This window comes from Cognatilysobacter terrigena (genome assembly GCF_004361065.1).
Lineage (GTDB): Bacteria > Pseudomonadota > Gammaproteobacteria > Xanthomonadales > Xanthomonadaceae > Cognatilysobacter > Cognatilysobacter terrigena.
In genome coordinates, this window is the sequence record NZ_SELT01000016.1 from 76,364 (window position 1) to 87,779 (window position 11,416).

Annotated in this window: 8 protein-coding genes and 1 pseudogene; 6 read left to right on the forward strand and 3 right to left on the reverse strand. The window is 69.2% G+C overall.

Annotated elements, in window-relative coordinates:
• Positions 1-27 precede the first annotated feature (27 nt).
• Both EVS83_RS10485 and EVS83_RS10490 read left to right on the forward strand, forming a co-directional pair.
• Positions 28-1,182: a PQQ-dependent sugar dehydrogenase gene (locus EVS83_RS10485; RefSeq protein WP_133500993.1), complete on the forward strand. Its 1,155-nt coding sequence runs from the start codon at positions 28-30 to the stop codon at positions 1,180-1,182.
• Between the two features lie 91 nt (positions 1,183-1,273).
• Positions 1,274-3,619, forward strand: a complete 2,346-nt coding sequence (locus EVS83_RS10490) for a Tex family protein (RefSeq protein WP_133500994.1) — start codon at positions 1,274-1,276, stop codon at positions 3,617-3,619.
• A 232-nt stretch (positions 3,620-3,851) separates the two neighbouring features.
• On the opposite strand, the pseudogene EVS83_RS16085 reads toward EVS83_RS10490, so the two are convergent.
• Positions 3,852-4,352, reverse strand: a pseudogene (locus EVS83_RS16085) (DUF488 domain-containing protein); the annotation flags it as partial.
• Between EVS83_RS16085 and EVS83_RS10500 the strand changes: the two are divergent.
• The 4 genes from EVS83_RS10500 to EVS83_RS10515 all read left to right on the forward strand — a co-directional run bounded on the left by EVS83_RS10500 (position 4,276) and on the right by EVS83_RS10515 (position 8,946).
• The gene (locus tag EVS83_RS10500; RefSeq protein ID WP_133500995.1) at positions 4,276-5,967 is read left to right on the forward strand and encodes an ABC1 kinase family protein; all 1,692 of its coding nucleotides are present in this window, start codon (positions 4,276-4,278) and stop codon (positions 5,965-5,967) included. The pseudogene EVS83_RS16085 and the gene EVS83_RS10500 sit on opposite strands and share 77 nt — an antisense overlap.
• A gap of 268 nt (positions 5,968-6,235) precedes the next feature.
• A complete protein-coding gene (locus tag EVS83_RS10505; protein WP_246022870.1) occupies positions 6,236-6,859 on the forward strand; it encodes a murein L,D-transpeptidase catalytic domain family protein in 624 nt (207 codons plus the stop codon).
• Positions 6,860-6,922: 63 nt separating this feature from the next.
• Positions 6,923-8,104: an App1 family protein phosphatidate phosphatase gene (locus tag EVS83_RS10510; RefSeq protein WP_133500997.1), complete on the forward strand. Its 1,182-nt coding sequence runs from the start codon at positions 6,923-6,925 to the stop codon at positions 8,102-8,104.
• Positions 8,105-8,136: 32 nt separating this feature from the next.
• Complete coding sequence (locus EVS83_RS10515) at positions 8,137-8,946, forward strand: ferredoxin--NADP reductase (protein ID WP_133500998.1); 810 nt, start codon at positions 8,137-8,139, stop codon at positions 8,944-8,946.
• On the opposite strand, the gene EVS83_RS10520 is transcribed toward EVS83_RS10515, so the two are convergent.
• Positions 8,947-10,935 carry a GGDEF domain-containing protein gene (locus EVS83_RS10520; protein ID WP_133500999.1) on the reverse strand — a complete coding sequence of 663 codons (1,989 nt, stop codon included), beginning with the start codon at positions 10,933-10,935 and terminating at the stop codon, positions 8,947-8,949.
• 174 nt (positions 10,936-11,109) lie between these two features.
• The coding region (locus EVS83_RS10525) for a LytTR family DNA-binding domain-containing protein (RefSeq protein ID WP_133501000.1) at positions 11,110-11,416 on the reverse strand (307 nt) is incomplete at its 5' end.

The window sequence follows — 11,416 nt, forward strand, 5'->3', positions numbered from 1 at the left end:
CCGGGCCGCTCAATGGCTGAGGTTTTCATGCGCCGCTTCGTCGCCGCCGTACTGCTGCTCGGTGCCCTCATCGCGACCGGATGCCGCGCGGGTGATAGCGCGCCGCCGGCAGCGACCGGCGGCGCCTCGCTCTCTGCGGATGGCTTGCGTGTGGCGCGCATCGCCAGCGGTCTGGAGCATCCGTGGGGCCTCGCCCCGCTGCCCGACGGCCGTTTTCTTGTCACCGAACGGCCCGGCCGGCTGCGCTACGTCGAACGCGACGGTCGACTGTCCGCACCGATTGCAGGCGTTCCGGCCGTCTGGGCGCAGGGCCAGGGCGGGTTGCTGGACGTCGAGCTGGCGCCGGACTTCGCCACGAGCCGCCGCGTCTACCTTAGCTACGCGGAGCCGGGTCCCGATGGCACCGCGGGCACGGCCGCGGGCTACGGCGTGCTCGACGGCCCGCGCCTCACGGGGTTCCGCGTGATCTACCGCCAGCAGCCGAAGCTGGAAGGCCCGAACCACTTCGGCTCGCGCATCGCCTTCGACCGCAGCGGGCACGTCTTCATCAGCCAGGGCGAACGCTTCCAGCGCATGCTGGCGCAGGACCTGACCAAGCTTCAGGGCAAGCTCGTGCGCCTCACGCTCGATGGCGCGGTTCCGCCGGACAACCCGTTCGTGGGTCGCTCGGACGCACGCCCCGAGATCTGGAGCTACGGCCACCGCAACGTGCAGTCGCTCGCCGTCGATCCGCGCACCGGCACGCTCTGGGAGGCCGAGCACGGCCCGCGCGGCGGCGACGAGATCAACCTGCCCAAGCCCGGCAGGAACTACGGCTGGCCGATCGCGAGCCACGGCAAGGACTATTCGACGCCCTTCCCCTACCCCGAAACCAAGGGCACCGACGTCCCCGGCATGGAGTCGCCGTACCACGTCTGGCTGAAGTCGCCCGGCCTCTCCGGCATGGCGTTCTACGCCGGGCATGCGGGCTCGAAGTGGAACGACAGCCTGTTCCTCGGCGCCCTTGCCGACCGCTGCCTGATCCGCCTGACGCTCGATGGCGACCGCATCGTGTCCGAGGAACGGCTGCTGGAGGATCGGAAGGCGCGCATCCGCGACGTACGCGTGGGCAGCGACGGCGCCGTTTACGTACTGACCGACGACGAGAACGGCGAACTGCTGCGCCTCGACCCGCCCCACTGACGCCGCACACCCGCGCGCCGCCTGTCAACGTCGACGCGCCCGGACCCGGGGGCCACAATCGCCGCCCCACTACGACGTCGACGCATCGCCCATGCAGGACCGCAGCACCGCAGCGCACATCGCCCGCCGCATCGCCGAAGAGATCAATGCGCAGGCCCGACAGGTGGAAGCGGCGGTCGCGCTGCTCGACGAAGGCGCCACCGTGCCCTTCATCGCGCGCTATCGAAAGGAGGTGACCGGCGGCCTCGACGACACGCAGCTGCGCGAACTCGAAACGCGCCTGGGCTACCTCCGCGAGCTGGAGGACCGCCGCGTGCAGGTGATCGCGAGCATCGAGGAACAGGGCAAGCTCACCGACGAGTTGCGCGCGGAGCTGCTGGCCGCCGACAGCAAGGCGCGCCTCGAAGACCTCTACCTGCCGTACAAGCCCAAGCGCCGCACGCGTGCGCAGATCGCGCGGGAAGCCGGGCTGGAGCCGCTGGCGGATTCGCTGCTCGCCGATCCGACGCAGTCGCCCGACGTCGTCGCCGCAACCTTCGTCGATGCCGACAGGGGCGTCGCCGATGCCAAGGCCGCGCTCGATGGCGCGCGCGCGATCCTGATGGAGCGCTGGGGCGAAGACGCCGCGCTCGTCGGCGAACTGCGCGAGTGGCTGTCGCAGGTGGGCGTCGTGCGCTCGAAGGTGATCGAAGGCAAGGAGAACGAAGGCGCGAAGTACCGCGACTACTTCGACCATGCCGAGCCGATCGCGAAGATTCCGTCCCACCGCATGCTCGCGCTGCTGCGCGGGCGCCGCGAGGAATTCCTGCAGTTCGACCTCGATCCGGGCACGGACGCCGAAGCCGGGCATCTCGTCGCGACGGGTCGCGTCGCCAAGCACGCGGGTATCCGCAACGAAGGCCGTGCCGCCGACCAGTGGCTCATGGACTGCGCGCGCCTGACGTGGAAGGCGAAGCTACACCTGCACCTGATGCTCGACCTCACCGCGCAGGCGCGCGAACGCGCCGAGGCGGAAGCCATCGACGTGTTCGGCGACAACCTCAAGGATCTCCTGCTCGCCGCGCCGGCCGGTCCGCGCACGGTGCTCGGCCTCGATCCCGGCCTGCGCACGGGCGTAAAGGTCGCGGTCGTCGACCGCACGGGCAAGCTCGTCGCCACCGACACGATCTATCCGCACGAGCCGAAGCGTCAGTGGGATCAGTCGCTCGCGACGCTCGGTCGCCTGTGCAAGCAGCACGGCGTGGAGCTGATCTCGATCGGCAACGGCACCGCATCGCGCGAGACCGACAAGCTCGCGGCCGACCTCATCAAGCTCGCGCCGGAACTCAAGCTCACCAAGATCGTCGTCAGCGAAGCCGGCGCTTCGGTGTACTCGGCATCCGAACTCGCGTCGCGCGAATTTCCGGATGTCGACGTGTCGATCCGCGGCGCCGTGTCGATCGCGCGGCGCCTGCAGGATCCGCTCGCCGAGCTCGTCAAGATCGAGCCGAAGGCGATCGGCGTCGGCCAGTACCAGCACGATGTCGACCAGTACAAGCTCGCCCGCGCGCTCGACGCCAAGGTCGAGGACTGCGTGAACGCCGTCGGCGTGCACGTCAACACCGCGTCGGCCGCCCTGCTCGCCCGTGTGTCGGGCCTGACGTCGACCGTCGCCGAGAACATCGTGCGACATCGCGACACGAACGGCGCGTTCAAGTCCCGTAAGGACCTGCTGAAGGTGCCGCGCCTCGGCGACAAGACGTTCGAGCAGTGCGCGGGCTTCCTGCGCATCGCCGACGGCGACGAGCCGCTCGACGCCAGCTCCGTGCATCCCGAGGCGTATCCGGTCGTCGAGCGCATCGTCGCGTCGACCGGCAAGGCGATCCGCGCGCTCATCGGTGATGCGCCGACGTTGCGCGGCCTGAAGCCGGAGCAGTTCGTCGACGACCGCTTCGGCGCACCGACGGTGCGCGACATCCTCAAGGAACTCGAGAAGCCGGGACGCGATCCGCGCCCCGAGTTCAAGGCCGCGCGCTTCGCCGACGGCGTGGAGGACATCAAGGACCTCAAGCCCGGCATGGTGCTGGAAGGCGTCGTGACCAACGTCGCCGCGTTCGGTGCGTTCGTCGACATCGGCGTGCACCAGGACGGCCTCGTGCACATCTCCGCGCTGTCGAACACGTACGTGAAGGATCCACGCGACGTGGTGAAGGTCGGCGACATCGTGAAGGTGCGCGTGCAGGAGGTGGACGTGCCGCGCAAGCGCATCGGCCTGACCTGCCGTCTCGACGACACCGCGCCGCGCGCACCGCGCAACGATCGCGAAGCGCCGCGGCCGCAGCACGGTCGTCCGCAGGATCGCGGTCCGTCGCGTGGCCCCGCGCCGAAGCCGCAGGCGCAACCCGCATTCGCCAACAACGCGCTCGCCGCCGCGTTCGCGAAGGCCAAGGGCAAGTGATCGATGGCGCGACGGCCCGTTCGCGTCGTCGCATCAGAACAACCCGGGCTGCACCTCGGGCTCCACGTAGCTCAGGTGCCCGCCGACGATGCGCGCGACGGGCGTATACAGGCTCCTGCACGCGTCCGCCAGGCTGCAGATGCAACACCGTCCAGCCGCGTGACTTGAAGTCGTCGGAGATCAGCGAGCGGTGGCACTGCCACCACATCGCCTCGGCGCACATCACCGTCGTCGCCTTCGATGCGGCGAGCGCGCCGAGACGTTCTGCCGCGCGTTGGTATTCAGCCGTGTCGAGATAGTCCGCGTAGCCGCGAAACGCCTCGTTGCGCCACGCCGTGTTGGATGAATCGGGCCGCGCCTGGCTGCGCCCGCCGAGGTCGCGGAACGGCACGTAGTCGATGCCGGCGCCGGGCAGCGCGCGCGCCATCGCCTCGTCATTGAACTGCGGATGGCGCCGCGAGCCGGCGAAACGCCGCACGTCCGCCACCGCTTCGATGCCCGCCTGGCGCAGCAGGGCGACGAACGCGTCCCAGGGATGCGTCGAGTGTCCGACCGTCCAGAGCGTTTGCCTCGCCATGCGGACAGGCTGACGCCTCGGCGATGAAGCGGCGTTGACGGCACGCCCCCTACGCTGCGGATCTCCACGGAGAGCGTCCATGTCCGAACCCACCAGCGGAATCGCGCGCACGGCGCAGATCCTCAAGTTCCTGCTCAAGTACCGCACCGCGGGCATCTTCACCGGCCTCGATCAGGATGCCGTGCTGCAGGAGGTCGACGCCGAGGCCGATGCGCAGGCGGGCGAACCCGGCAAGCCCGAGCAGTTCGTCGACGACCTGGAAGCGCTCGGCCCCACCTTCATCAAGCTCGGCCAGGCGCTGTCGACGCGCCCGGACATGGTGCCGGCCGAGTACCTCGCCGCGCTCGAGCGTATGCAGGACAAGGTGCAACCGCTCGCGCCCGAAGTCGTGCACCAGGTCATCGAAGAGGAACTGGGCGTCCGGCCGAACAAGGTGTTCTCCGAGTTCGACGACGAACCGCTCGGCAGCGCATCGCTCGCGCAGGTACACCGCGCGGTGCTGCGCGACGGCCGCGAGGTCGCGGTGAAGGTGCAACGCCCCGACGCGCTGACGAGCGTGCGCACCGATCTCGAATCGCTGCGCTCGATCGCGAGCAAGCTCGACCGCGGCACCGACATGGGCCGCCGCATCAAGTTCGGCGACTGGGTCAACGAGTTCGGCCGCACGCTGCTGGCCGAGCTCGATTACCGCGTCGAAGCCGAGAACCTGCAGCGTTTCGGCGAACGCCTCGAACCGTATCCGCGCCTCGTCGTGCCGCGTCCGGTGTGGAGCGTCAGCGGCAAGCGCGTGCTCACGATGGACCTCGTGCGCGGCAAGAAGGTCACCGACATCACCGGCCTGCAGCGCACGGACCAACCGCTGGGCGAACTCGCGGCCGAACTGCTGCGTGCGTACCTCGACCAGGCCTTCGTCAACGGCGAAATCCACGCGGATCCGCATCCGGGCAACCTCCTCCTCCCGCCGGACAGCCGTCTTGCGATCTTCGACCTCGGCATGATCGCGCACGTGCCGCCGCGCCGGCGCGATCGCCTGCTGAAGCTGCTGTTCGCGTCGGTCGACGGACGCGGCGAGGACGTCGCGATCGAAGGCATTTCGATCTCCACGCGCCTCGAGGACTTCGACGAAGAACGCTACATGCGCGAGGTCGGCCAGCTCGTGTCGTCGTATGCGGCGCGTTCAGGCGGGCGGACGGTGTCGGAAGGCCGCCTCGTGCTCGACATGACGCGCATCGCGACCGCCTGCGGCCTGCGTACGCCGCCGGAGCTGTCGCTGCTCGGCAAGACGCTGCTCAACCTCGAATCGATCTGCGACGCGCTCGATCCGGACATGGACGCGAAGGACATCGTCCGCGACCACCTCGAAAACGTGATGCGCCAGCGCCTGCGCAAATCGCTGTCGCCCGCGGGCCTCGCCGGCGAGCTGATCGAAGTCGAAGGACTCGTGCGCGAGGCGCCGCGGAAGCTCAACAACCTGCTGACCCTGCTGTCGGATAACCGGCTGCAGGTGCGCCTCGATGGGCTGGACGACTCCAAGCTCATGGAGAACATGCAGAAGATCGCGAACCGCATCACCGTCGGGCTGATCATCGCGGCGCTGCTGGTGTCGTCAGCGCTGATGATGCGGGTCGACAACGGGGCGCGGCTGTTCGGGTATCCGGCGATCGCGATCATCCTGTTCCTGATCGCGGCATTTCTCGGGCTTTTCGTGGTCGTCAGCGTGCTGCTTACGGATCATCGCGCGCGACCCAAGGAAGAGCGCGGCCTTCACTGAACAGGCGAGCCTGAATCGACTGAATCCGGCCGCTTGCACGTAGCGCTCACGGGCCTAACCTTGTCGGAAAGCTTCACCGGGACTGCACGTCCCTGAAGCGTCTGTTGCAAGGGGTCCGTGAATGCGTACATCTCTCGCCTTGGCTTCGGCCATCGCCTGCTGCCTGTTGCCTGCCCTCTCTCCGGCGGAGCCGAGCATCGCTCGCTCAACGTCGCCGGCGAGCACGCCGATCGCACCGCTGTCGGCGCCGACTCCGACCGCACCGTCGATGTCGCTGGCGTCGCGCCTGGCCTCGCTCGCGCCCGGCGCGAATCCGAAGGTCATCGAGATGGCGCTGGAAGCGCGCGAATGCGCGATCAGCAGCGGCGACGCGACCGGCGCCGGTGAGAAGCTCGCCGTCATCGACTACTCGATGCCGTCGACGCAGAAGCGCCTCTGGGTGTTCGACCTGCGCAATCCCCGCGTGATGTACAGCGAGTACGTCGCGCACGGCCAGGGCACCGGTGAGAACTACGCGCGCAACTTCTCCAACCTCGACGGCAGCCACCAGACCAGCCTCGGCCTGTTCCGCACCGCCGAGACGTACACCGGCAACAACGGGTATTCGCTGCGCATGGATGGCCTGGAGCCGGGCTTCAACGACAACGCCCGTGCCCGCGCGATCGTGATGCACGGCGCGTGGTACGTGGATCCGTCGATGGCGCAGAAGATGGGCCGCATCGGCCGCAGCCACGGCTGCCCGGCGGTGCGCGCACAGGTGGCGCACGAGATCATCGACACGCTGAAGGGCGGCCAGTTCGTGTTCTCGTACTACCCGGACAACAAGTGGCTGCACGAGTCGCGCCTGCTCGCCTGCCCGACCCGGAGCACGCGCGCCGTCGTCGCACGCTGATCCTCGCGCTGTCGACCTCGACGGCCGGGCCCTCACGGGTCCGGCCGTTATCGTGTGCGGGCCATGACCACGCCCGACCGCCCCAACCCGCTACTCGCCGCGCTCTCCGCACTGGAGGACGCCGCCGACGGCCTCTACCGCCGCATCGTGCCGCGCGAGCCCGGCCACATCGCGGCGTATCGCGGCTGGGGCGATGCATCCGGCATCGAACTGCGCGGCCGCGTGCTGGCCGGCGCGCCGGAGGGCGGCCCGACCGAACGCGACTCCCGCCTTCGCAACCTGCGTCATTCGATCGGCCGATTCGTCAACGGAGAGGTACCGGGCGTCGCGCTGCAACTGTCGATCGGCGCGCACGCTGTGGAAGCCATCACCGACGCCGAGGGCTACTACGCCGGCACCCTGCCCGCGCCGCCCGCACCCGAGGCGTTGTGGACGCAGGCGACCGCGAGCCTCGCCGACGGGCGTTTCGCCACGCCGCAGCCCGTGCTCTACGTGCATGACGACGCACGCGTCGGCGTGATCTCCGATATCGACGACACCGTGCTCGACAGTGCGATCACCGACTGGACGACCGCCGCGCAGCTCACGTTCCTGCACAACGCGCGCACGCGGAAACCGCTGAAGGGCGCGGCACTGCTCTACCAAGCGCTGCAGGCCGGCATCGACGGACGCGGCCGCGTGCCGCTGTTCTACGTGTCGAGTTCGCCGTGGAATCTCTACGACCTGCTCGACGAATTCATGGCGCTCAACAAGGTGCCTGCGGGCCCCATGTTCCTGCGCGATTTCGGCCTGGATCCCACCAAGTTCATCAAGTCGCCCGGCCACGGGCACAAGCTCGACCGCGTGCGCGAGCTGGTCCGTCGCTTCCCGCGGCTGCGCTGGGTGCTGTTGGGCGACTCGGGACAGGCCGATGCGGAGATCTATGCCGAAGCGGCGTCGGAATTCGGCGACCGCATCGCCGCGATCTACATCCGCGACGTCGACCCCGACCTCGATTCGCCGCGCGACGTGGCGGTGGATGCGCACATCGGCCGCGTCGCCGGTACGCGCGTGCCCATGCTGCGCGCCCGCGACAGCCGCGCGATCGCCGAGCACGCCGCGTCGATCGGGCTGATCCACGCCGACGCGTTGGGGCCGATCGCAGTCGAGGTCGACCGCGACGCCGCCCGCCCGACGCTCGCCGAAGCCGCGGCCACCTCGGCGATTCAGGGCAGCGACGGCGGCCCGGCGGCGCCGGTCGGCTAAAATCCGCGGCCCCACATTCGCCGCACCTGCCGATGTCCTCGCCTTTCGGCACCGAGACCGTGCTCGACGTCCGCCACTGGACGGACGCCTACTTCAGCTTCACCACCACCCGCGACGACGGCTTCCGGTTCGACAACGGCCAGTTCGTGATGATCGGGTTGGAGGTCGAGCAACCGGACGGTACGCGCCGTCCGTTGATGCGTGCGTATTCGATCGCGAGCGCGAACTGGGAAGAGCAGCTCGAGTTCTTCAGCATCAAGGTGCAGAACGGCCCGCTGACCTCGCGTCTACAGCACATCAAGCCCGGCGACACCGTACTCATCGGCCGCAAGCCCACCGGCACCCTGCTGATCAGCGATCTGCATCCGGGCCGCAATCTCTACCTGCTCGGCACCGGCACGGGTTTCGCGCCGTGGCTGTCGATCATCAAGGATCCGGAAACCTACGAGCGCTTCGAGCGCGTGATCCTCTGCCACGGCGTGCGCTCCGCGGCCGACCTCGCCTATCGCGACTACATCGTCAACGAACTGCCGCGCCATGAATTCCTCGGCGAGCAGATCGCGCAGAAACTGCTGTATTACCCGGCGGTGTCGCGCGAGGCGTTCGCGTACAACGACAACGACCACCGCGGCCGCCTCACCGACCTCATGGCGAGCGGCGCGATGATGGAGCAGCTCGGCATCGAGCCGCTCGACGCCGAACACGACCGCGCGATGATCTGCGGCAGCCCGCAGATGCTCGCCGACTTCCGCACGCTGCTCGATTCACGCGGCTTCACCGCCGCGCCGCGCATCGGCACCGCCGGCCAGTACGTGTTCGAGCGCGCGTTCGTCGAGAAGTGATCAGACGGCGCGGACGGCCGGACGACGCGTCGGCGACGGGCCTTCCACCATCTGCAGTAGCACGTCGCCGCGCGACGCCGCGGCGGCGAGATCGCCGGTCAGCGTATTGACGTCGACCTCGGGCGACACCTCGACCACGCACGTCGCGCAATTGCGACCGCCCGCCTTCGACATGTAGAGCGCGAGATCGGCGACGTGCATGGCGTGCTGCCAGTCCACGCCTTCGCGCAGCGGCGACATCACCGCGCCCACCGACACCGTGACGTTGACGGCATGTCCGCCGATGTCGATCGGCTCGCCCGCGATGTGCTGCATCACGCGTTCGGCGAGTTGCGGCAGGCGATCGCCCGCGGCGTCCGGCAGGATCAGCGCGAACTCCTCGCCGCCCCAGCGCACCACCGCATCGTTCTGGCGCACGAGCGTCCGCAGGCGTCGGCCGAGTTCGACGAGCACGCGATCGCCCGCGGCATGGCCCCAGGTGTCGTTGACGCGCTTGAAGAAGTCGACGTCGAGCAGCATCAGGCCGACCGACGAGCCGGCGCGTCGCTGCATCTCGGCTTCGCACCAGCGCCGGTTCGCCGCGCCGGTCAGCGAGTCGATCATCGTCTGCTCGGACAGCACGGCGAGATCGCCGGACAGCTTGCGGTTCGCGCGTCGCGCACGCGACAGGTAACGCACGAGGCCCGCAAGCATCAGCATCGATAGCACCGCGACGCTCGTCCACAAGCGCTGCTGCCAGCGATGCGCGTCCATCTCCGCCGACTGCGCGCGATTGGCGATCGACAGCCGTTCGATCTCACGACCGCGTCGCTCCGATGCGTATTTCTCCTGCAACTCGAGCACGGCCTTGTCGCGCTCCTGCTTCACCATCTCCTGGTTGAGCTCGAGTTCGGCATGCATGGTGGCGACCGCCTCACGCAGGCGGCCCGCCTTCTCGTAGGCCTTGACCAGCTCATCGAGGATTGCGAGCAGGTAGGTGCGCGCGCCGATGCGTTCGGCGAGCGCCTTGGCCGCGAGCAGATCCGCGATGCCTTCGTCGTAGCGGCCCAGCTGCACCAGCGCGATGCCGCGATTCGCACCCGCGACCGCCACGCCGTTGTCGTCGTGCTGCGCCGCACTTGCCGCCTTGGCGCGCTCGGCGAACATCAGCGCCTTCTGAGGCTCGTGGGTCTGCAGGTAGTAGTCGGACAGATTGCCGAGGCTTATCGACACCAGCTCTTCCAGCGACGGATCGTTCCCGGCGAGACGCAGCACGTCGAGCAGCGCCTGCTTCTGCAGTTCGCCCTCGCCGCGCTGCGCGTAGGTGTACGCCTGTTGCGCGCGCACGTACGGCAGCATGTAGCCGTAGCCGATGCGATCGGCGAGCGCGTACGCCTCGGTGCCGAGCTTCTCGGCGCGCGCGAAGTCGCCGAGGTCCGCATTCATGCCGACCATCGGGCTCATGGCACGCACTTCATCGCCGGCCCACCCGCGCGTCGCCGCGATGCCGCGCGCGGCGACCGCGTCGGTGATGCCGTGAGCCATTTCGGTGCGCAGGTCCGCCAGGCGTGCGCGCGTCAACAGGAACTCCATCCGGAGCGCGTCGTCGACGTTGGCGAGCAGCGGCTCCGCCGCGGCCAATTCCGACTTCGCGTCGACGAAGCGCTCGGTCGCGATCGCCCGCTGCGCCCGCGCCACGTGCACGGCGACGCCGCACGGCCCGCAGCGCTCGCGGGTCGCCATCGCGTCGAGCACGGCGAGCGCGCGATCGGCGCGGCCATGCGCGTCCTGCTGGCGCTCCAGCGTTTCGACGGCGGTCCAGTAGCGCGCGCGATCGTCGATCGAAGCGTTCGGCCCCGGACGGTTGTCGGCCGCGCAGAGGCGCTGCAGCACGACCTGCGGACGCGGGTAACCGTGGAGGTGGACGTCGCGCAGGATCGTGGCCACCGACTCCGCATGTGCGGCGGTGGTCGCCAGCAGCAATGCGAGCGCGAGCGGGATGCGGGTCATCGCACCGGATATCGACCCGGGCGGACCCGCGCTTGATGGCGACGCCGGCGAGGTTTCATGAGCGAGTCATCCGGCGGCGACAGTCCATCGTCCGCGTCACGTGCGCCAGAGTGCTACCAGCATCGGCAAGCGCGACACCATGCGCCAGCGCACGGCACCGCACACGCCTCGCCGCTACGCCGCGGCCGACACCGCTGCATCCCCGCGCAGCGCCGCGCGATAGCGGCGGCTGCACGGCACGGTCGCGCCGTCCTGCATGACGATGCGCGCGTCGCCGGAATCGATCGGCTCGATGCGCTCCACGCGGTCGAGATTGACCATGTAGCTGCGGTGCACGCGGCGGAACGTCGCCGGGTCGAGGCGCTCCTCGATCTGCGCCATCGTGCTGCGCAGCGGGTAGTCGCGGCCGCGAACGCGCAGGTTCACGTAGTTGCCCGACGCCTGCAGCCACTCGATGTCCGCGGCCGGCACAAGGAATTCC

Coding starts and splice junctions, on each gene's coding strand:
- EVS83_RS10520 (WP_133500999.1), bottom strand. CDS start 10,935: ATGACCCGCATCCCGCTCGCGCTCGCATTGCTGCTGGCGACCACCGCC.
- EVS83_RS10500 (WP_133500995.1), top strand. CDS start 4,276: ATGTCCGAACCCACCAGCGGAATCGCGCGCACGGCGCAGATCCTCAAG.
- EVS83_RS10515 (WP_133500998.1), top strand. CDS start 8,137: ATGTCCTCGCCTTTCGGCACCGAGACCGTGCTCGACGTCCGCCACTGG.
- EVS83_RS10485 (WP_133500993.1), top strand. CDS start 28: ATGCGCCGCTTCGTCGCCGCCGTACTGCTGCTCGGTGCCCTCATCGCG.
- EVS83_RS10505 (WP_246022870.1), top strand. CDS start 6,236: ATGTCGCTGGCGTCGCGCCTGGCCTCGCTCGCGCCCGGCGCGAATCCG.
- EVS83_RS10510 (WP_133500997.1), top strand. CDS start 6,923: ATGACCACGCCCGACCGCCCCAACCCGCTACTCGCCGCGCTCTCCGCA.
- EVS83_RS10490 (WP_133500994.1), top strand. CDS start 1,274: ATGCAGGACCGCAGCACCGCAGCGCACATCGCCCGCCGCATCGCCGAA.